General features: G+C 71.6%; 16 protein-coding genes. 4 read left to right on the plus strand and 12 right to left on the minus strand.

Going from position 1 to position 20938, the window contains the following annotated elements:
- Positions 1–441: 441 nt before the first annotated feature.
- Complete coding sequence (locus ACO1X9_RS05745) at positions 442–2475, plus strand: alpha-1,4-glucan--maltose-1-phosphate maltosyltransferase (protein WP_486349871.1); 2034 nt, start codon at positions 442–444, stop codon at positions 2473–2475.
- Positions 2472–4664 (plus strand): 1,4-alpha-glucan branching protein GlgB, encoded by a 2193-nt coding sequence (glgB, locus tag ACO1X9_RS05750; protein WP_486349872.1) that lies wholly within the window; start codon positions 2472–2474, stop codon positions 4662–4664. The genes ACO1X9_RS05745 and glgB overlap by 4 nt, the downstream gene beginning before the upstream one ends.
- Here glgB and ACO1X9_RS05755 read toward each other — a convergent pair.
- The 3 genes from ACO1X9_RS05755 to ACO1X9_RS05765 are packed head-to-tail and all read right to left on the minus strand — an operon-like array spanning position 4559 to position 7849.
- Positions 4559–5029: a hypothetical protein gene (locus ACO1X9_RS05755; RefSeq protein ID WP_486349873.1), complete on the minus strand. Its 471-nt coding sequence runs from the start codon at positions 5027–5029 to the stop codon at positions 4559–4561. The two genes, glgB and ACO1X9_RS05755, sit on opposite strands and share 106 nt — an antisense overlap.
- 43 nt (positions 5030–5072) lie before the next feature.
- A complete protein-coding gene (locus tag ACO1X9_RS05760) occupies positions 5073–5996 on the minus strand; it encodes a tetratricopeptide repeat protein (protein ID WP_486349874.1) in 924 nt (307 codons plus the stop codon).
- 29 nt (positions 5997–6025) lie between these two features.
- Positions 6026–7849 (minus strand): DUF8094 domain-containing protein, encoded by a 1824-nt coding sequence (locus ACO1X9_RS05765; RefSeq protein WP_486349875.1) that lies wholly within the window; start codon positions 7847–7849, stop codon positions 6026–6028.
- 221 nt (positions 7850–8070) lie between these two features.
- Between ACO1X9_RS05765 and ACO1X9_RS05770 the strand changes: the two genes are divergently transcribed.
- Both ACO1X9_RS05770 and ACO1X9_RS05775 read left to right on the plus strand, forming a co-directional pair.
- Positions 8071–9900: a coiled-coil domain-containing protein gene (locus ACO1X9_RS05770; protein WP_486349876.1), complete on the plus strand. Its 1830-nt coding sequence runs from the start codon at positions 8071–8073 to the stop codon at positions 9898–9900.
- A gap of 35 nt (positions 9901–9935) precedes the next feature.
- Positions 9936–10994 carry an AI-2E family transporter gene (locus ACO1X9_RS05775; RefSeq protein ID WP_486349877.1) on the plus strand — a complete coding sequence of 353 codons (1059 nt, stop codon included), beginning with the start codon at positions 9936–9938 and terminating at the stop codon, positions 10992–10994.
- 111 nt (positions 10995–11105) lie between these two features.
- Here the strand turns inward: ACO1X9_RS05775 and ACO1X9_RS05780 are convergent, their stop codons facing one another.
- The 9 genes from ACO1X9_RS05780 to ACO1X9_RS05820 form a co-directional block, all read right to left on the minus strand.
- Positions 11106–12332 (minus strand): RNA polymerase sigma factor, encoded by a 1227-nt coding sequence (locus ACO1X9_RS05780; RefSeq protein ID WP_486349878.1) that lies wholly within the window; start codon positions 12330–12332, stop codon positions 11106–11108.
- Positions 12329–12748, minus strand: a complete 420-nt coding sequence (locus ACO1X9_RS05785) for a YciI family protein (RefSeq protein WP_486349879.1) — start codon at positions 12746–12748, stop codon at positions 12329–12331. Before ACO1X9_RS05785 ends, ACO1X9_RS05780 begins: the two co-directional genes overlap by 4 nt.
- 100 nt (positions 12749–12848) lie before the next feature.
- Positions 12849–13562, minus strand: a complete 714-nt coding sequence (locus ACO1X9_RS05790; RefSeq protein ID WP_486349880.1) for an alpha/beta hydrolase — start codon at positions 13560–13562, stop codon at positions 12849–12851.
- Entirely contained in the window at positions 13559–13843 is a 285-nt protein-coding gene (locus tag ACO1X9_RS05795; protein WP_486349881.1) for a hypothetical protein, read from the minus strand. The genes ACO1X9_RS05790 and ACO1X9_RS05795 overlap by 4 nt, the downstream gene beginning before the upstream one ends.
- Before the next feature lie 122 nt (positions 13844–13965).
- Positions 13966–15714, minus strand: coding sequence for a cation:proton antiporter (locus ACO1X9_RS05800; protein WP_486349882.1), 1749 nt, complete (start codon positions 15712–15714; stop codon positions 13966–13968).
- 20 nt (positions 15715–15734) lie between these two features.
- Positions 15735–16331, minus strand: coding sequence for an aggregation-promoting factor C-terminal-like domain-containing protein (locus ACO1X9_RS05805; RefSeq protein ID WP_486349883.1), 597 nt, complete (start codon positions 16329–16331; stop codon positions 15735–15737).
- A 79-nt stretch (positions 16332–16410) separates the two neighbouring features.
- The gene (locus tag ACO1X9_RS05810; protein ID WP_486349884.1) at positions 16411–16959 is read right to left on the minus strand and encodes a DivIVA domain-containing protein; all 549 of its coding nucleotides are present in this window, start codon (positions 16957–16959) and stop codon (positions 16411–16413) included.
- Complete coding sequence (locus ACO1X9_RS05815; RefSeq protein WP_486349885.1) at positions 16956–19772, minus strand: FAD-binding and (Fe-S)-binding domain-containing protein; 2817 nt, start codon at positions 19770–19772, stop codon at positions 16956–16958. The genes ACO1X9_RS05810 and ACO1X9_RS05815 overlap by 4 nt, the downstream gene beginning before the upstream one ends.
- A gap of 10 nt (positions 19773–19782) precedes the next feature.
- The gene (locus tag ACO1X9_RS05820; RefSeq protein WP_486349886.1) at positions 19783–20928 is read right to left on the minus strand and encodes an NHL repeat-containing protein; all 1146 of its coding nucleotides are present in this window, start codon (positions 20926–20928) and stop codon (positions 19783–19785) included.
- Positions 20929–20938: the final 10 nt, after the last annotated feature.

Below are 20938 nucleotides of genomic sequence, written 5' to 3' on the forward strand. Positions count from 1 at the left end.
ACCGAGCCCCCTGGGAGGCGGTGCGAGAGTCCCCCGACTCCCGCACCGCCGACCCCCTCGGTGACCGGTGGCGACCCGCTCGCCACCGTGACGTCACCTGAGTGACCGCACGCGGAACGCGGCGCGACCGCTCGGGGCCCCGATCGCGGCCCCCGCCGCGACCGGATCGTCACCGACGCGAAGGCGTCGTGGATCGTCGATCATCATCCGTCCGCCCCCTCCGACGTCGGTTGTCGTGAACGGAGTTCCGCACCCTGCCGAAAACGGCCCCCCGGGAATTCGAGCGCGTGTGTGTACCCCGCGCCCAGGATAGCCGCGGATCACCCGCACGTCACCCTTTCGGGGAGGGTTCCGACGGCCGCGTCCGGGCCGGGCTTAGCCCGTCGAGCGGCATCCGGCAACCACCTCGGAACCCTTCGGGCGACGCACTACGGTCGAGACATGGCTGCCGAATCCGCCACCCGCTCCCCGGCCGCGCGCACCCAGGGGAAGCTCGGCCGCATCCCGATCCGCGATCTCCGTCCTCGCCAGAGCGAGAACCTCTGGGCCGCGAACGCCTACGTGGGCGAGGTCGTGCCGTTCGAGGCGACCGTGTTCCGCGAGGGCCACGACCTGCTGCACGTCGAGGTGCGCGTCACCGACCCGTCGGGTACGACGACGAGCCACCCGATGTCGTCGACGGCCCCCGGCACCGACCGTTGGCGGGCGGACGTGCTCGTCGACACGACCGGCGCGTGGCGCTGGTCGGTGCATGCGGCGTCCGACGATTGGGCGACGTGGCTGCACACGGCCGACGTCAAGATCGCCGCCGATCAGGATGTCGAGGTCGTCTTCGCGATGGGCGTCGCGCTCCTGAAGCGCGGCACGGGCACGGTATTCGCCGACGCCGCACGGGCGCTCGCGGACGCCGGGCTCAGCCCCGCCGCGCGCCTCAAGGTCGCGCACGACCCGCGGCTCGCGACGGCGATCGCCGCCGCTCCCCTGCTCTCGCTCGAGACCGCCTCGCAGGAGCAGGTGCTGCGCGTCGAGCGCGCCCGAGCGGCTGTCGGCTCCTGGTACGAGTTCTTCCCGCGCTCCGAGGGCGCCAAGCAGGCGAAGAACGGCACCTGGACCTCGGGCACCTTCCGCACTGCGGCGAAGCGACTCCCCGGCGTCGCCGCGATGGGCTTCGACGTGCTCTACCTGCCGCCCATCCACCCGATCGGTGTCGCCTTCCGCAAGGGGCCGAACAACACCCCCGAGGCGGCCCCGAACGACCCGGGCAGCCCGTGGGCGATCGGCGGCCCGATGGGCGACGGCACGAACGGCGGGCACGACGCCATCCATCCCGACCTCGGCACGCTCGACGACTTCCGCTTCTTCGTCGCGCAGGCCGAGAAGAACGGACTCGAGGTCGCGCTCGACCTCGCCCTGCAGTGCTCGCCCGACCACCCGTGGGTGACCGAGCATCCCGAGTGGTTCACCCACCGGCCCGACGGCACGATCGCCTACGCCGAGAACCCGCCGAAGAAGTACCAGGACATCTATCCGCTCGACTTCGACACCGACCCCGAGGGGCTGTCGGCGGAGGTGCTGCGCATCGTCGAGCACTGGATCGCGCAGGGCGTGAAGATCTTCCGCGTCGACAATCCGCACACGAAGCCGCTGTGGTTCTGGGAGTGGTTGCTCGGGCAGGTCGCTCGCGAGCATCCCGAGGTCGTGTTCCTCGCCGAGGCGTTCACCCGACCGGCGATGCTCCACGCGCTCGCCGAGGCGGGGTTCCAGCAGTCGTACACGTACTTCACGTGGCGCAACACGAAGACCGAGCTCGAGGAGTTCCTCACCGGTCTCGCCACCGAGTCCGCCGACTACCTGCACCCCAACCTGTTCGTGAACACCCCCGACATCCTCACCGCCTACCTGCAGTTCGGCGGGCCGGCGGCGTACAAGATCCGGGCCGCGATTGCGGCGACGGCGAGCCCGTCGTGGGGCGTCTACGCGGGCTACGAGCTGTTCGAGGACGTCGCCCGACCCGGCAGCGAGGAGAACATCGACAACGAGAAGTACGAGTACAAGGCGCGCGACTGGGCGCTCGCGGAGAAGACCGGACGCACGCTCGCGCCCTACCTCACGATGCTCAACCGCGTGCGGCGGGAGCATCCCGCGCTGTCGCAGCTGCGCAACCTGCGCGTGCATTGGAGCGACGACGACTCCGTGCTCGTCTACTCGAAGTTCCTCCCCGCCCGCTTCGGCCCGAAGGGGCGACCCGACGGCGTCATCGTCGTCGCGAACGTCGACCCGCACTCGGTGCGCGAGACGACGGTGCATCTCGACCTGAGCAGACTGGGACTCGACCCCGGCGCGGCGTTCGAGGTGACGGATGCCGTCACCGGCCAGCGCTGGACGTGGGGCGACTCGAACTTCGTGCGACTCGACGCGTTCACGGAGCCCGTGCACATCCTCTCGGTCGAATACCCGACGGGAGCGAAGCGATGAGCCCGGCTCGCAAGAAGACGCCCGCCGTGGGGGCGCTCCCCGAACTCGACCCGCGCCTCGTCGCCGAGCTCGCGGGCGGCGCGCATCCCCGCCCCCACGACTGGCTCGGCCAGCATCCCGTCGAGGGCGGCCACGTCATCCGCGCGGTGCGCCCGCTCGCGCTCGGCGTGACGGCGATCCGTCGGGATGCCACCCGCGTCGCGCTCGCGCACGTCGCCGACGGCCTGTGGCAGGGTTTCGCCCCCGGTGAGGGGCAGGCGTACGACCTCGAGACGACGTACGCCGACGGCCCCACGTGGACCGCCGACGACCCCTACCGCTTCGTGCCGAGCGTCGGCGAGGTCGACCTCTACCTGTGGGGCGAGGGCCGCCACGAGCAGCTCTGGCACGTGCTCGGCGCGCATCACCGTCCGCACGAGGACGTCACCGGCACGAGCTTCTCGGTCTGGGCGCCGCACGCACGGGCCGCGCGCGTGGTCGGCGACTTCAACTCCTGGTCGGGCGTCGGCCACGCGATGCGCCGCCTCGACGACAACGGCGTCTGGGAGCTCTTCATCCCGGGCCTCGAGCCGGGCACGACCTACAAGTTCGAGCTGCTCACCCAGGCCGGCGACTGGGTCACCCGTGCCGACCCGATGGCGCGCTACACCGAGGTGCCGCCGGCGACCGCGTCGCGTGTCGTGGAGTCGCTCCACGAGTGGCACGACTCGACGTGGCTCGCTCAGCGCGCCGCCCACGACCCGCACGACTCCGCGATGAGCATCTACGAGCTGCACCTCGGCTCGTGGCGACCCGGACTCTCGTATCGCGAACTCGCCGACCAACTCATCGAGTACGTCCACGAGCTCGGCTTCACGCACGTCGAGTTCCTCCCTGTCGCCGAGCATCCGTACGGTCCGTCCTGGGGCTACCAGGTGACCGGGTACTACGCCCCGACCAGCCGCTTCGGGCATCCCGACGACTTCAAGTTCCTCGTCGACCGCCTGCACCAGGCCGGCATCGGCGTCATCGTCGACTGGGTGCCCGCGCACTTCCCGAAAGACGAGTGGGCACTCGCCAACTTCGACGGGCAGCCGCTCTACGAGCACTCCGACCCGCGGCGCGGCGAGCAGCCCGACTGGGGCACCCTGGTCTTCGACTTCGGTCACTCGCAGGTACGCAACTTCCTCGTCGCCAACGCGCTCTACTGGCTCGAGGAGTTCCACGTCGACGGGCTGCGGGTGGATGCCGTCGCCTCGATGCTCTACCTCGACTACTCCCGTAAAGACGGCGAGTGGCTGCCCAACGAGCACGGCGGCCGCGAGAACCTCCAGGCGATCTCATTCCTCCAGGAGGTCAACGCGACCGCCTACAAGCGCAACCCGGGCGTCGTGATGATCGCCGAGGAGTCGACCTCGTGGCCCGGCGTCACCGGCCGCACATCGGACGGCGGCGGACTCGGCTTCGGGCTGAAGTGGAACATGGGTTGGATGCATGACTCGCTCGAGTACGTGCACGAAGACCCGATGTGGCGCTCGCACCACCACGGCAAGATCACCTTCTCGTTCGTCTACGCGTGGAGCGAGAACTTCCTGCTGCCGATCTCGCACGACGAGGTCGTGCACGGCAAAGGCTCGCTGCTCGGCAAGATGCCCGGCGACCAGTGGCAGAAGCTCGCGAACATGCGGGTGTTCCTGGCGTTCATGTGGGCGCACCCCGGCAAGCAGCTGCTCTTCATGGGTTCCGAGTTCGGCCAGCCTTCCGAGTGGAGCGAGCAGCGCGGCCTCGACTGGTGGATCCTCGACCAGCCCGCGCATCAAGGGCTCTCGCGGCTCGTCTCGTCGCTCAACCGCGTCTATCGCGAGAACCCCGCGCTGTGGGAGCAGGACCACGCCCCCGCCGGTTTCGAGCTGCTCGCCAACGACCCGGGCGCCAACGTGCTCGTCTTCACGCGCTGGTCGCGCTCCGGTGAAGCCATGGTCTGCGCCGTCAATTTCGGCGGCAACACGGTCGGTCCGTACCGCATCCCGCTGCCGTCCGCGGGCACGTGGGACGAGGTGCTCAACACCGACGCCACCGAGTACGGCGGCTCGGGGGTGGGCAACTACGGCTCGGTCGTCGCCTCGGAGGAGCCCTGGGGTGGCAAGCCCGCCTCGGTGGAGCTCACCTTGCCGCCGCTCGCGGCCGTGTGGTTGCGCGCCGCGCGCTGAGCCTCGACCCGCCGGGCGACGGCGCGGGCCTGAGACGCGCGCATCCGCGCGCGTTCGGGCACGTCGCTGAGCGGGGGCAGCTCGATCGGCCCCTCCTGCGCGATCAGGTCCAGCTGGCGGACGTACTGCCAGCCTTCGAGGATCAGGACGCTCGCCACGAGCGTCGACCCGCCGAGGATCGCCGGAATCCACGCAAACCAGGCATCGAAGCCGACGGTTCCTCCGATCGAGGCGATCACGACCGCCGCCACGAGAAGGAGGGTGGCGGGCACCGTGAGCGCGACCGTCAGGCGTCGAAGCCAGTCGGGGAGAGCGGCGAACGGCAGCCGACCCTGCTGTTCGAGGAAGTCGTAGCGCGCATTCATCCGGAATCCCGCTCGCCTCTCTACGGAGGGTGATCGCCCGCCGTCAGTACAGCAGCAGGGTGAGACGCCGGCGGGCGGCGACGACGCGGGGATCGTCGGCGCCGGCGATCTCGAAGTACTCGAGCAGTCGGGCGCGCACGGCGTCGCGCGCGTCGCCGTCGAGCGACGGGAAGAGGTCGAGCAGGCGCGCGAAGGCGTCGTCGAGGTGGCCGCCGCTCACGTCGAGGTCGGCGACAGCGAGCTGGGCGGCGGCCGAGGCGGGGGCATCCGCCGCGGCCTTGCGCACGTCGTCGGCGACGGCGCCGTCGAGACGCTGGAGCAGGGATGCCTGCGCGAGTCCGGCGACGGCGAGCGTGTCGCGCGGGTTGGCGGTGATCGCGCGCCGGTAGGCGTCGACGGCGGTCGCGTAGTCGCCCGCCGAGATGGCGTCGAACGCCTCCTGGTGAAGCGGGGGCAGCGGCTCCTCGACCGGCTCCGCGTCGTCGGCCGCGGGTGCCTCCGGACCCGGGTCGACGGACCCGGTGATGCCGTTCTGCTGAGCGAGCTGCAGCAACTGGTCGAACACCTGCCGCAGCTGCGCGTCGTCGGGGGTCCCCGCGAACAGCGGCACGGGCCGCCCGCCGAGGATCGCGAAGCTCGCCGGCACCTCGCGCACCTGGAACGCCTCCGCGACGCCCGGGTTCGCCTGCGCATCGACCGTCGCCAGCACGAGGCGCCCGCCGTACGACTCGACGACGGGGCCGAGCGCCGGCGCGATGCCCGCCGCGTACAGCTCCACGACGACGGGCACGCTCGCAGAGAGCTCGACGATCTGGGGGAACGTCGCGTCGGTGACCTCGACGACGACGCCGCTCGGGGCGGCATCCGCCGCTCCGTCGGCGCCGGGCGCGGGGGCTGGGGTGTTCGCGCGCCGTACGAGACCGGAGAGGTCGACGGCTCCGCGCAGGTTGGGTCCGGGGGTGCTCATCGGATCCAGCTTGGCATCCCGCGGCGGCGTCAGCCGACCTCGACGGCGGAGACGAGACCCTGCGCGTAGCCGAGGAGCACGATCTTGCCGTCCGTGTCGGCCACCGGCGGCACGTAGAACAGCAGCTGGAGCCCATACGTGGCGACGACGCCGCGCGTCGACTGCTCCTTACCGAGAAGCGCCTTGACCTGGCCTCGCGCGTTCACGGCGGCACCGGCCTCGACCGGGGTCACCGTCTCGACGTCGTCGAGGTTGACCGCCACGATCTGACCCGAGTCGTTCGTGCTGAACGCCGACACGGGTGCGTCGCCCGGACCGTTGGAGAGGTCCATCGTGGCGCTCGGCGGGAGCTCGGCCCGGCGTGCCGCCTTGAACTCGGCACCGATCTGCTCGCGGAGGCTGTCGCCGTCGGCCTCGAAGAGGTCGAAGGTCTCGCTCTCCTCGCCGTTGATCAGGATGTCGCCGTACGCCGCCGCCACATCCTCCGGCGCGAGCAGGGCCAGGTTGTTGCCGGGCGGCAGCACGGCGGCGCCGATCTCGGTCGGGGCGACGTCGGGAACCGTGGCGATGAGCGTCACCGCGTACGCGATCTTGTAGTTGTCGCGCGGCGTCTCCTGCGTGAGCACGAGGCCGAGGGGGGCGCTGCCCTCCGACCTGGCGACAGCGAACACCGACCGCGGCCACACCTCGGACTGTTGAGGCAGCACGATCTCGACATCCTGGTCGGGGATCGGCGCGAGCGCAGCGACCGAGGAGTCAGCCGCACGGATGGCGTAGTTCGCGGTGCGCAACTCGAGCGCGGCGCCCGTGAGCCGCTCGGCGGCGAGAGTCGCGTCGGCGGCAGCGTCGGCATCCGCGACGGCGTCCGCGGCGTCGACGAGGATGGAGCCGAACTGGCCCTTCGTCACGACGACGGGCGGAGTCTCGAAGCCGGGGGTCGCGCTCGCGGACGGGTCGACGAGGTCGGTCGCGACCGTGCATCCGGTGAGCACGAGGGCGAGTGCCGTGCCGACGGCGACGAAGGCACGACGACGTCCGCCCGAGCGCGGTCGCGCGGGCTCCAGCACGGGGATCTGGCCGGTCGCCACCTTGTCACCCTTCGACGGCTTGAGCCGCGGCGGCTTGGGCCGACGCGGAAGGCGCGGCGTCGAGCGGCGCGGGCCGCGGCGCCCACGCGCGTGCACGAGAGCCCAGAGGAAGGCGCCGAGACCGACGAGCAGGATCGCGATGCCCCCGACGATGAGCGGACCCGAGAAGGGCGCGGAGTTGTCGAGCGGCCAGGTGTTGTCGATCGTGAGAGGTGCGGTGGCGTCGGCGGCGCCCTCCGTGGTCTCGTCGGTCGCTTCCCCGTCGGTAGCCTCCCCGTCGGCCGCCGCAGCGTCCTCCGCCGTGCCGACGCCCGGCACCGCCGCGATGATGACGGAGATGCCCTCGGGCGCGTTGATCTTGCGGGTCAGCACATCGGTGCCGGTGAACTCGCGGAGCCAGAGGTCCGACCCGACGGGAGACGGCACCTCCTCGGCGGGCTCGGTGCCCTGCACGACGCGGTTCGTCAACTCGCCCACCTCGGCATCCCAGCCGATCTCGTTGTAGCCGGCGTCGCCGACCCACGCCATCACGTCGGCCGTGCGGCCGTAGGCGAGCACGAGGTCGCCTTCGCCCCCGACCTCGATGCTCTGGGTGCCCGCATTCGCGTTGAGCGTCGACGCGTCGATGACGGTCAGCGGCGCGGCTCCGGTGACGACGGACGAGGAGACCGACGCCGGTCCGGCGAGCACGGTGCGCTGAGCGACGCCGAGTCCGATGGCGGCGGCGGCGAGGACGAAGGCGACGATCGCGACAACGAATCGCACGGGTGGGTACCTCCCGGCGGGTAAGGGCAAATGACATTCCAGAGTACCGGGGCACCTGGGCGGTGCCTGGGAGCAGGCTGGACCCGAGCCCGGCCCGGGCCTGTCCCACGGGGACATCCCCCGGTCCCGCGAGCCCCCCGGGTCGTTACACTCGGAGGGTTCCGCGTGGTCGGGACGGCCTCCATCACCGACATCCAGATTCATCGAACGGGGAGCTCACTGTGGCGTCCGAGGACACGGGATTCAGCACCGAACTGCGGGGCTACAAGAAGGACGAGGTCGACTCGGTCGTCAGCGAGCTGCGCCGTGACCTCATGCGGGCCAACGCCGAGAAGAACGATCAGGCCAAGGAGATCAAACGTCTCCAGGCGGTCGGCGAAGACCTGCAGGCCGAGCTCGACGAGGTCGGCAGCCCCACCTACTCCGGCCTCGGCACCAAGCTCGAGAACACGCTGCGCATCGCCGAAGAGCAGTCGACGCGCCTCATCAGCCAGGCCGACATCGACGCGGAGCGCATGCGCCAGGCCGTGCAGCAGGAGGTCGACTCCCTCCGCGCGGAGGCCGCCGCCCACGCCGAGAATCTCGTCACGCAGGCGCGCGCCGAGGTCGAGCGCACGATCCGGGATGCCCAGGACGACGCCGCCTCGATCGTCGCCGGGGCGCGCGCCGAAGCCGAGACCGTCACGCAGGACGCCCTCCGCGAAGCCGCCGCCATCCGCGGTGCCGCCGCGACCGAGGTGGCCGAGTCGCGCGCCGCGGGCAAGCGCGAGATCGCCGCGCAACGCGCCGAGGTCGAGCACGAGCTCGCCGAGCTGCGCACGGCCGCGCAGCGCGAGGTGTCCGACGCCCGCGAAGCCGCGTCGGCGCTCGCTCGCGAGACGGAGCGCACGCGCGCCGAGTTCGAGGCCGAGAGCGCCCGCCTGCGGAGCGACCTGGAGCGCGAGCTCGAGGAGGCGCGCACCAACCTCGAACGCGACACGGCGGATGCCCGCATCGCCCTCGAGAACGACACGAAAGCCGCGAACGAGGCGCTCGACGCCGACACCCAGCGTGCCCGCGCCGAACTCGACGCGTCGACGAAGAAGCAGAAGTCGGAGCTCGCTGCCGAAGCAGCCCGCACCCGCGGCGAGCTCGAAGCCGAGATCACGACCCGCCGGGCCGCGCTCGAAGCGGAGATCTCGAGCGGCAAGGCGGCGCTCGAGGCCGAGATCACGAACGGCAAGGCCGCACTCGAGGCCGAGATCACCGGTGCCCGCGAGGCGTGGGAGGCCGAGTCCACCGGCGCACGCGAGTCCCTCGCCGCCGAGCTCGCCCACGCGCGCTCGGAGTCGGAGAACGAGATCGCGCAGGCGCGCGCCGAGCTCGCCTCCGAGCTGGAGAAGCAGCGCACCGACCTGGCGCGTGAGCTCGCGAAGCAGCGCGCCGAGCTGGCGCAAGAGGTCGAGACGACCCGCGCGCGCATCCAACACGACACGGATGGCCTGCAGGCGAAGCTGCTGGCCACCGCCGAGCAGGCCCGCGCCGACCTCGATGTCGAGCTCACCGCCCGCCGCGACGAGGCCGAGAAGGAGTACGTCCTCAAGCACCAGGAGGCCGCGGCCGTCACCCAGAAGTACCTCGACGAAGCCCAGGCTCAGCTCGCCGCGGCGACCGCCTCGGCGGCCGAGCAGCGTGCCGAGGCGCAGCGCCCCGCGACCACGAGCAAGGCCGAGGCGAAGGCGCTGCTCGACGAGGCGAAGAAGAACGCGGCGACCGTCACCGACGAGTCGACGGCGAAGGCGAAGGCCCTCGTCGCCGACGCCGAGGAGCGGGCGGCGAAGCTGCTCGGCGACGCGGAGGAGCGTCTCGTGCAGATCCGTCTCGAACGCGAGTCGGTCGCCGGCTACATCCAGAGCCTGCGCGGCGTGCTCGCCTCGGCCGAGAAGGCCGCGACCGACCACGGGTTCCCGGCGGGCGTGCCCGACGAGCCCGAGACGCCCGAGGTCGCGGTCGTCGAGACCCCCGACGGCGATGTCGACGAAGACACGCGCGAGCGCGAGCACGCCGGCTGACATCCGGCGACGCACGGGGCGGATAACCTGACCTCGTGAAGATCCAGAACCCGTTCCGGCTCGGCCTGTTCGGCGGCCTCGGCGTCATCGTCGCCGTCGCCCTCGGAGCGGCGGTCGGGTCGCTCGCGACCGTGCTCACCTACGTCGGCGCGGCGCTGTTCCTCGCCCTCGGCATCGACCCGCTCGTGTCGTGGCTCGAGAAGCACGGCTGGAAGCGACCGGTCGCGATCCTCACGGTGCTCATCGGCATCCTCGGGATCGTCGCGGCCTTCATCTTCGCCGTCGTGCCGGTCATCGTCGAACAGGTCGGCAACCTCATCGAACAGGCCCCCGGGGTCATCGACGCCGTCCTGAGCGGGCAGGTCGAGACGTGGTGGGATGCCTCGTTCCCCTGGCTGCCCTACCAGACGGCGCTCGACAACGTGACCTCGTTCCTCGAGGACAACTTCGAGGGCATCACCGGCGGGGTTCTCGGAACGGTGCTGGGCATCGCCGCCGGCGCGTTCGGCGTGGTGATCGTGCTCATCCTGATGCTCTACTTCGTCGGTTCGCTCGCGAGCATCAAGCGCGGCCTCTACCAGCTCGTCCCCGCGACCAAGCGCGAGAAGTTCATCGACATCGCCGAGCAGATCATGGACTCGGTCGGACGCTTCGTCGTCGGGCAGGTGTCGATGGGGCTCATCAACGGCATCCTGTCGATCATCTTCCTCACGGTGCTCGGCTGGATCCTCGGCGACCCCATCGAGTACGCCGCCCTCCTCGCCTTCCTCGCCGGCCTGTTCTCGCTCGTCCCCCTCGTCGGAACGATCACGGGCACGATCGTCATCACCCTCGCGGTGTGGGCGTTCGACGGCTTCCCGGCGGTGCTCATCGTCGGCATCTACTACCTCGTCTACATGCAGCTCGAGGCGTACCTGATCAGCCCGAACGTGATGAACCGGGCCGTGAAGGTGCCGGGCGTCGTCGTCGTGGTCGCGGCGCTCTCCGGCGGAACGCTGCTCGGCATCCTCGGCGCCCTCGTCGCGATCCCCGTCGCGGCGGCGATCCTGCTCATCGTGAAGCAGGTCATCATCCCCCGGCAGAACGAGCTCTAGTAGCACGCCGAGACCGCGGAGGCGGGCGGCGGGCGTGTGGGAGGCAATCGGGGTAGGGGTCCCCGTTCTTGCCTCGCGCACGCTCGCCGGCCGCCGACCCCCGCGAGCGAGTCACAGCGCCTCCGCCTTGGCCCGCAGCACGGCAGCCTCGCGGTCGTTGGCGGTGAGGGATGCCGCCTCCAGCAGGTCGGCACGTGCCTCCTCGGTGCGGCCGAGTCGGGCGAGCAGTTCACCGCGCACGCTCGGCAGCAGATGCGAGCCGCGCAGCTCGTCGGCGGCCGCGAGCCGGTCGACGATGCGCAGCGCGTTCGCGGGCCCCGTCGCCATCGAGACGGCGACGGCACGGTTGAGTTCGACGACGGGGTTCGGGGCGAGCCGACCGAGAGCCTCGTAGAGCACGACGATCTCGTCCCAGTCGGTCGCCTCGACGTTCGGCGCGACGGCGTGACAGCGCGCGATGGAGGCCTGCAGCGCGTAGTTGCCCCGGCCACGACCGAGAGCGTCGCCACGCGCGAGCGCCGAGACGCCACGCGCGATCTGCCTCCGGTCCCAGCGCGTGCGGTCCTGGTCGGCGAGCAGGACCGGGCTTCCGTCGGGCGTCTCGCGGGCGCCGAACCGCGACGACTGGAACTCCATGAGGGCGACGAGTCCGTGCACCTCCGGTTCGCGCGGCACGAGTTCGGCGATCACCCGCCCGAGGCGCAGCGCCTCCGCCGCGAGGTCACGCCTCACCCACCGCTCCCCCGACGTCGCGCTGTAGCCCTCGGTGAAGACCAGGTAGACCACGCCGAGCACCGCGCCGAGCCGCGCCGGCCACTCCGACGGGTCGGGCACCTCGAACGGCACGTGCGCCGCCGCGAGGGTCTTCTTCGCCCGCACGATGCGCTGCTGCACCGTGGCGACCGGCACGAGGAACATGCGCGCGATCTCCTCCGTCGTGAGACCCGCGACCACGCGCAGCGTCAGCGCGACCTGCGCTTCGCGCGACAGCACCGGATGGCAGGCCGTGAACACGAGGCGCAGCAGGTCGTCGGGGATCGGCTCCCACTCCTCCTCCGCGGCCTCGTCGAGGTCTCGGGCGAGGGCGCGGTAGCGCTCGTCGCGCCGCTCCCGGCGGCGCCATCCATCGATCGCCTTCCGCTTCGCCACCGCCGTGAGCCACGCGGCGGGATTGTCGGGGACGCCCTCGTCGGCCCATTGCGTGAGGGCGTCGGCGACGGCGTCGTGGGCGAGATCCTCGGCGAGTCCGAGGTCGCCCGTCAGGCGGGCGAGGGTCGCGACGACCCTCGCCCCCTCGATGCGCCAGATGGCGTCGAGCCGCCGGGAGACGTCGGTCACATCGACCCCTGCTCGCGCCAGCCCTTCTCCTTCTGGATGAACTCGTTGTCCTGGAACGACTCGAAGTCGGAGTCGTCGGTGACCCGGCGGATCTCGGTCTTCGAGCCACGCGTGAGCGGCATCTTGAGCGCCCACTCGACGGCCTCCTCACGGCTCGACACCTCGAGGATGTAGAAGCCGTTGAACAGCTCGTGCACCTCGCCGTAGGGGCCGTCGGTGACGATCGGCTTCTCGCCCGTGTGGTCGATCACGACGCTGTCGTTCGGGGCGAGCCCCTCACCGGCGACGAGCACGCCCGCGTTGACGAGCTGCTCGTTGAAGGCGCCGACCTGGTTGATGATGTCCTCGAACGGGATGTCGTTCGCCCAGAGCTCCGCCTCGGCGGTCGGACGCATGATGAGCATGTACTTCGGCATTGTCGTTCTCCTCGGTTCGCGAGCTCCGGATGAGCTCTCTACTCAGGACGTCGAACGGCGACGCGCTCGATCGACATCGTGTGCGGAAGAATCTCCGCGCTCATCCCCAGGTCGCGGGGAGCGGCAGCGCGGACGGGTTCACGCGCCCCACGATCTCGCTCAACACGCGCGTCGTGTACGTCTCGCCGACCCAGAGGTGCTTGGCACCCTCGACCGCGACCAGGTCGACGTCGGGAAGCACGGCGAACTTCTCGCGCGCCTCATCCGGCTTCAAGAAGTCGTCGAGCTCGGGCACGAGTGCGACGACGGGCACGTCGCGCTCCGCCCACGGGGCGAGCTCCTCAGGCGTCGTACGGCGGAGCGGCGGCGAGAGCAGGATGACGCCCGAGATCGGGAAAGGCAGTCCATGCTTGAGTGCGACCTCGGTACCGAACGACCAGCCGACGAGCCACGGATTCGGCAGGCCGCGCTCCGCGACGAAGGTCATCGCCGCGGCGAGGTCGAGACGCTCGTCGATCCCGTCACCGAAGGAGCCCTCGCTCGTGCCGCGCGGCGACGTCACGCCGCGGAAGTTGAACCGCAGCACCGCGAGGTCGGCGAGCGCCGGCAGCCGGTTCGCCGCCTTGCGGATGACGTGGGAGTCCATGAAGCCGCCGTGGGTCGGGAGCGGATGCAGGAACACGAGGGTCGCCACGGGATCGCGCTCGAGCGGCAACGCCAACTCGCCGACGAGGGTCAGCCCGTCCTCCGTGTGCAGCTCGATGTCCTCGCGGCGTGCGGGCAGCTCGACGCCGGCCCGGATGTCGATCGTCACGCTCCGATCCTCCAGCACTGCGAATGCCAGTGCCGACGGGCGGCGAGGTCGTTCGCCTCGCCCATGATGCCGTCGGCCCGCCACGCCACGAGATGCGCGACGCCCACCGAGATCTCGAGCCCGCACCCGGGGCACGTGTACACCTTCGCGGCACTCGACGCCGCCTGCGGCTGCACGTTCCACGTTCCGTCCCGCCGCACCTCCGTGCGCAGGCGCCCGCGCAGGGCCTTCTCGAGGTCGAGCGGTTCGACCTCCTCGCGGCGTCTGTTGGAGCGGGGCATGTTTCTCAGCTTACGAACTCGGGTGTCGGTGGCGGGGGGGGGCGTTCGCGAGTCAAGAGCGGGGACCCCTACCCCGATTGACTCGCGAACGGGCCTCCCCACCACCTCGCTCTCGGCGCGTGCTAGTCGCGGCCGCCTGAGTCGATCTGGGCAAGCCTGGTCTCTTCGAGATCCAAGTGGGACTGCGCCTGCTGGAGGATGCGTGAGGGGTAGGCGCCACGGGAGCGGGCCTCCAGGAGGGCGGCGCGCTCGGCATCCAACACCTGGCGGCGCAGCTCGCGGTACTGCTGGTGCGGGGAGTCGGCGAGGCTCTCGTCGTCGCCGTGGTCCGCCTTCTCCCAGGCGACGGCGGCGGCGAGCGAGGTGTCCTGCCGCACGCGCTCGACGACCGACTCGTCGGCGACGACGTCGTCGGGCAGCCGGGGGTCGTCGAGGGTCGCGAGGCCGGCAGCCTCCATCTCGTCGAGGAGGGTCGCGAGTTCGCGGCGGTCGGCGGCGTGATCGGAGCCACGGATGCCGGTCCAGCGGATCACGAGCGGCAGGGTCCCACCCTGCACGAGGAGGGTCACGATCGCGACGGTGAACGCGATGAGCACGAGCTGCTCGTAGTAGGGCGTCTCGCGCGGCAGCGACTGAGCGGCGGCGAGGGTGACGACCCCGCGCATCCCGGCCCAGCCGAGCACGACGCCGCCGCGCCAGCCCAGCCCGTCGGCGCGGAGGGCGACGACGTCGTTGCGGTACTGCTCGGACCGGCGCAGGAACAGGCGCACGCGCCTCTCGGCCCGGGGCGACCCCGTCGTGTCGAACGCGCGCACCCGGTCGACCGCCGCGAGGTGCTGCTCGGCGCGGTCCGCGTGGCGCCGCTCCGCCCGGCGCACGACGAGGAGGAGGGGCCAGACGAAGCCGAATCGCAGCACCATGAGGATGAGCGCCGCGAGCACGCCGAGCGCGACGGCGTGATGCCACGCGAGTTCGCCGTCCTCGATCTCGGCCACGATCCCGGCGAGCTGCGCGCCCATGAGCAGGAAGACGCCGTTCTCGAGCACGAACTGGAGGGTGCGCCAGTTGAGCCGCTCGGTGACGCGCGACTGTGGACTGAACTTCGCACTCTGGTGGCCCGAGTAGATGCCCGCGGCGACGACCGCGATCACGCCCGACGCGCCCAGCTCCTCGGCGGGGAGGTAGGCGATGAACGGCACCGCGAACGAGATCGCCGTGTCGAGGATCGGCTGATCCAGCTTGCGCCGCACGACGACGGCGACGACGCCGACGACCAGCCCGATGCCGGCGGCGACGACGACCGCGTAGCCGAAGTCGCCGACGCTCGCCCAGACGTCGAACGTGCCCGAGGCGGTCAGCGCAGCGGCCGCGATCGCCGTGCGCAGCATCACGAGAGCGGTCGCGTCGTTGACGAGCCCCTCGCCCTCGAGGATGGCGAGCAGCCGCGGCGGCAGCCCGAGTCGCTTCCCGATGGAGGTCGCGGCGACGACGTCGGTCGGGCTGATGACCGCACCGAGGGCGATCGCCGTCGCGAGGTCGAGGTCGGGCAGCAGCGCGAAGAGCACGAACCCGGTGAGCAGCGCGCTGCCGATCACGAGCAGCACCGACAGGGCGGAGATCGACCCGAAGTTGCGGCGGAAGTCGACGACCGGCAGCTGGATGGCGGCCGCGTAGAGCAGAAGCGGCAGCACCCCCATGAGGATGAACTCGGGCTCCACCTCGATCACCGGCACGCCCGGGATGAAGCTGTAGGCGATGCCCACGAGCACGAGGAGAAGCGGCGCGGCGACCCCGAGCCTGGAGGAGAACGCCGCCGCGGCGACGATGAGCACGATGCCGGCGATGGCGACGAGTGCGTAGTCGAAGCCCATGCGTCGAGGCTAGCCCCGGCTCAGTACCAGCCCTTGCGCTCGCTGTGCTCCCACGCACCGCACGGGGTGCCGTAGCGCCCCGCGATGTAGCCGAGCCCCCAGGTGATCTGCGTGGTCGGGTTGGTCTGCCAGTCGTCGCCGGCACTCGCCATCTTGTTGCCAGGCGGCGCCTGCGGGATGCCGTAGGCGCCACTGCTCACGTTGTGGGCGTAGACGTTCCAGTGCGATTCGCGGTTCCAGAGTGCGACGAGACACTCGAACTCGCTCTGGTTCCAGCCGCGCGCGAGCACCATGTCGTAGGCGATCGCCTGCGCCGTGCCGGCATCCGGCGTGCCGACCGCGGGCGCCGTGCGGATGCGGGTGATGTCGTACCCGTCGCGCGCGCTGCGCGGGTGTTCGGGGTCGGCGATGACGAGGCTCTGCCCCGGCAGGTCGACCTCGGGCGCGAGGGTGCGCGCCGCCGTGGGCTCGTTCGGCGTCAGCGACGCGGTGAGGAAGGCGAAGGTCACGAGCGTCGCGAACGCGGGCAGCGACCAGCGCGAGCGGACGTGCCGCTCGGCGTTCAGTTCCGGCGTCGGGGGGCTGGAAGAGAGCCCCCGCCGGCGATAGCCGCTCACAGTTCCGGGATTCTACGCGGCCCGACTGACGAACGGCAGGACCCGAGCGGGGGACGCTGCTCGGCGCCCGGGATCGGGCTCAGTCGACCGTCTGCAGCAGGTCGATGACGGCGTCGATCACGACATCCACCTGGGTCTCCTCGTAGCCGCCGCGCTGGCGGGCGAAGAGCACGGCGCGGGCGTCGGCGACCGTGAGTTCGCCACCGAGTTGAAGGTGGGCCGCGACGCGGTCGGCGAACGCGTCGACGTCGCGCACCGAGTAGCCGCCCGTGAAGATCCCGACGCGGCGGAACCGGTGGCCTCGCGCGCGGGTGACCCGGTCGAGCAGCAGCTGGGCTTCGGAGCGCGCCTGCTGGTAGACCCCGTTGTCGCCGACCTGGGCGATGGCGCGGTCGCGTTCGCGCGCGGCGAAGGCGTCTTCGAGTCGCTCGAGCGCGGAGTCGACGTGGGACGGTGAGTACCCCCCGCGGCGCATCGTGAAGCCGACCTGGCGGATGAACGTCGCGTCGACGACCTGGGCCGAGCCGCGGTCGCCCGTGTAGGCGCGACGGGCGTCCTCCAGGAAGTCCTCGACTTCGTCGATGTCATAGCCGCGTCCGCGGCGCACCCTCGGAAAAGTCGTGCTCACGGGTCCATCGTAAGGTGCTCCGCGAGGAGCTCGGCGAGGTGACGGCCGTCGCGGCGGGCGAGCTGCTGCGCCTGCGTGCGGCAGGAGAAGCCGTCGGCGAGCAGCTCGCGATCGGGCGCGGCGCGCAATGCGGGCAGCATCCCGTTCTCCGCCACGGCGACCGAGACGTCGTAGTGGCCCTGCTCCATGCCGAAGTTGCCGGCCAGACCGCAGCAGCCGGCGATCGCCTGCACGTCGGCACCGGCAGCCGTCAGCAGCTTCTCGTCGGTCTTCCAGCCCATGACGGCGTGTTGGTGGCAGTGCGGTTGCGCGACGACCTCGACCCCGGCGAGCGACGGCACCTGCCACTCCCCCGCGTGCGGCGCCCGGGGCGCGGTGAGGAACTCGGCCAGGGTGAACGTGTTGTTCGCGACCTTCTTCGAGCGCGGGTCGTCGGGCAGCAGTTCCAGCAGGTCGGAGCGCAGCACGGCGGTGCACGACGGCTCGAGGCCGACGATCGGCAGCTTGTCGACGAGGAACGGCTCGAGGGCGTCCAACGAGGAGCGGAGGAGTCGACGCGCGCCGTCGAGCTGACCCGTCGTGATCCAGGTGAGCCCGCAGCATTCCTGGCGGCGGGTGACGACGACCTCGTACCCGGCGTCTTCGAGCACCGCCACCGCGGCGTCGCCGATCTCGGGCGAGAAGCCGTTCGTGAAGGAGTCCATCCAGAGCACGACGCGCGGGCGTCCGACCGCGGGGGCGGGATGCCGGCGCCACCACTGACGGAAGGTGCGGCGCGGGAGGGCCGGGATCTCGCGCCGCGCATCCGCTCCCGCGAGAACGAGGCCGAGCTTCACGAGCGGGCGGAGCCGGGTGACGAGGTTCACGAGCCGCGGGGCGAGGGCCGCGAACCGCATCCACCGCGGCAGCCAGCCGAGCGTGTAGTGGCTCGCCGGACGCAGCTTCCCGCGGTAGCGACGGTAGAGCGCCTCCGACTTGTAGGTCGCCATGTCGACGCCCGCGGGGCAGTCGGACCCGCACGCCTTGCAGGCGAGGCACAGGTCGAGCGACTCGGCGACCTCCGGCGAGTCCCAGCCGTGCACGAGGCTGCCGTTCGCGAGCTCCTGCAGCACGCGCGCACGGCCCCGGGTGGAGTCCTTCTCGTCCTTCGTCGCGAGGTACGACGGGCACATGAAGCCGCCGGCCGCGGAGTTGTCGGCCCGGCACTTGCCCACGCCGACGCAGCGGTGCACGGCGCGTGTGAAGTCGCCGCCGTCGTGCAGCAGCGCGAGCCCCTCCGACCGGATCGGGCGGGCGGCCGGCAGCCGGAGGTCGTCGTCGAGTGCGGCGGCGTCGACGACGATCCCCGGGTTGAGGATCCCGTCGGGGTCGAACACGGCCTTGAGGTCGGCGAAGGCGCGCAGGGCGTCAGGCGAGTACATCCGGGTCAGCAGCTCGCCGCGCGCCCGCCCGTCGCCGTGCTCGCCCGAGAGCGACCCACCGAACGAGGCAACGAGGTCGGCCGACTCCTCCAGGAATGCGCGGAAGCGCGTCGAGTCGCCCACCGCGAGGTCGAGGCGGGTGTGGATGCAGCCGTCGCCGACGTGCCCGTAGGACAGCCCCTGCACCCCGTGCCGGCTCTTGAGGTCCTCGAACGCGCGGAGGTAGTCGCCGAGCCGCTCGGGTGGCACCGCGGCGTCTTCCCAGCCGGGCCACGCGGGGTCGCCGTCGGGCGTGCGGCCGGCGAGACCGACGCCGTCTTCGCGGATGCGCCAGAGCGCTCGCGCCTCCGCTCCTGCGGGCACGATGCGGGAGTCGTCGGCCGACGCGGCGCGCACGATCTCGGCCGCCTGGGCGAGCGCTTCGTCGGGCGAGGCACCGGACGTCTCGACGAAGAGCCACGCTCCCCCGGTGGGCAGCGCGGGCACGGAGCCGTGATGGCGCTCGACGACCTCGACGAGGTAGCGGTCCATGCTCTCGATCGCGAGCGGGCGGATCGGCAGCAGCGCCGTGACGTCGTCGGCGGCCGTGGGCATGTCGGCGTAGCCGAGCACGACGAGCGCGGTGGCGGCCGGGATGTCGACGAGCGACACGGTCGCCTCGAGCAGGATGCCGCACGAGCCCTCGGTGCCCACGAGAGCCTTCGCGAGATCGCGGCCGTTCTCGGGCAGCAGGTGCTCGAGCGAGTAGCCCGACACCTGGCGGCCGAAGCGGCCGAACTCGGTGCGGATGGTCGCGAGGTTGCGCGCGACGAACGGCTCGAGCTCCGGGTAGTCGGCGAAGCCCGTGGTGACCTCGACGACCCGGCCGGCGCCGTCGATCATCCGCAGCGCACGCACGTTGTCGACCGTGCGACCCCACTGCACGGCGCGTGGACCGCACGCGTTGTTGCCGATCATCCCGCCGATCGTGCACCGCGCCCACGTCGACGGATCGGGACCGAAGCGCAGCCCGTGCGGCGCGGCGAGGCGCTGCAGCTCTGCCATGACGACGCCGGGCTGCACGCGCGCGGTCTTCGCGACCGGGTCGACGTCGAGCACGCGGTTCAGGTGCCGCGAGAAGTCGAGCACCCAGCCCGGCCCGATCGCGTTGCCGGCGACGCTCGTGCCGGCTCCGCGCGCCGTGAGCGGTGTGCCCGACGCCCGCGCGGCGGCGACGATCGCGACGACGTCGGCCTCCGACGCGGGGAAGAGCACCGCCTCGGGCACGACGCGGTAGTTGGAGGCGTCGGAGGAGTATTCCGCGCGTCGGCGGCTCGAGTCATCCACCTCGCCGTCGAGCCGTGCGCGCAGCTCGGCCAGCGGGTCGGTGCGCGGCGGGGTGACCAGAGTCATCGGCAGAGCCTCACGGCAGGGCGAACTTCTGCACCGTGAACGGCTGGAGGCGACCCTGGAAGCTGGAGCTCACCTCCGCGACGTACAGGTCGCCGCGCGAGTCGACGTCGATGCCGTGCGGCGCGAGCAGCAGACCCGACTCGGTGTCGTGCTCCTCCCGGATGCGCGGGTTGCCGTACGAGCCGAGCACCTCGCCGTCGGGGCTCAGCACCGTGAGGCGCGCGGGAGTCCCCTCGTTCTCGGTGCCGCGGCGCGGCGTCGGCTCCCACTGCTTCCACGGCAGCTCGCACACGACGATGCGGCCGTCGGGCAGCTCGGCGAGAGCGGTCGGGCGGCGCACGTCGTCGAACGACGCCATCCACGTGCCTTCGGGGTCGAAGAGCTGCAGCCGGTCGGCTTCACGGTCGGCGACGAGCACCGAGCCGTCGCGCCGCACGATGACGGCGTGCGGGAGCATGAACTCGCCCGGTCCGACGCCCGGCGTGCCCCACGATCGCAGCAGTTGACCCGCGGGACCGAAGTGGTGCACGCGCGCGTTGCCGTAGCCGTCGGTGACGTACATCGAGCCGTCGGCGGCGAACGCGGCCTTCGTCGGGCGGTTGAACGGACGGGCGGAGCGCTTCACCGTATGCGTCCACCCCGGCACGGGGTTCTCGGTCTTCACCCCCGTGTCGGAGGGATCGTTCTCCCGCCCGATCGTGCGCTGCAGTTCACCCTCGCGCGAGAAGACCCGCACGACGTGGCTGTCGCCGTCGACGACCGCGACCCGACCGTCGGGCGCGACCGTGATGCCGTGCGGACGCCCGGAGAGCGGCTGCTCCTCGGGCTTCTTCTCCTTGTTGCGGTCCTTCTCGAGCTCGCGACGGGTCAGCTCGGGGGTGCGGGTGCGGCGCGCCCAGCTCGCGGGGTCGTCGTCGTCGTTCCCCCACGCCCACCACTCCCGCAGGTTGCCGGCGGGGTCGACGACGACGACCGACGACGGGTCGCCGCGGCCGAGCAGGTGGATGCGATCTCCCTCGCCGACCGAGACGTCTGCCCACTCCCACGGCTTCGCCGCGGTGCCGAGCATCCGCGGACCCCAGCCGAGCACGGGGCGCCACGGGAAGTCGCCCGTGATCTGCGGCTGCGACGCCGTCCAGGTGCGTTCGATGACCATGCGTGCTCCG

This window comes from Pseudolysinimonas sp., assembly GCF_057350545.1.

Coding starts and splice junctions, on each gene's coding strand:
- ACO1X9_RS05745 (WP_486349871.1), top strand. CDS start 442: ATGGCTGCCGAATCCGCCACCCGCTCCCCGGCCGCGCGCACCCAGGGG.
- glgB (WP_486349872.1), top strand. CDS start 2,472: ATGAGCCCGGCTCGCAAGAAGACGCCCGCCGTGGGGGCGCTCCCCGAA.
- ACO1X9_RS05755 (WP_486349873.1), bottom strand. CDS start 5,029: ATGAATGCGCGCTACGACTTCCTCGAACAGCAGGGTCGGCTGCCGTTC.
- ACO1X9_RS05760 (WP_486349874.1), bottom strand. CDS start 5,996: ATGAGCACCCCCGGACCCAACCTGCGCGGAGCCGTCGACCTCTCCGGT.
- ACO1X9_RS05785 (WP_486349879.1), bottom strand. CDS start 12,748: ATGCCGAAGTACATGCTCATCATGCGTCCGACCGCCGAGGCGGAGCTC.
- ACO1X9_RS05795 (WP_486349881.1), bottom strand. CDS start 13,843: ATGCCCCGCTCCAACAGACGCCGCGAGGAGGTCGAACCGCTCGACCTC.
- ACO1X9_RS05800 (WP_486349882.1), bottom strand. CDS start 15,714: ATGGGCTTCGACTACGCACTCGTCGCCATCGCCGGCATCGTGCTCATC.
- ACO1X9_RS05815 (WP_486349885.1), bottom strand. CDS start 19,772: ATGACTCTGGTCACCCCGCCGCGCACCGACCCGCTGGCCGAGCTGCGC.
- ACO1X9_RS05820 (WP_486349886.1), bottom strand. CDS start 20,928: ATGGTCATCGAACGCACCTGGACGGCGTCGCAGCCGCAGATCACGGGC.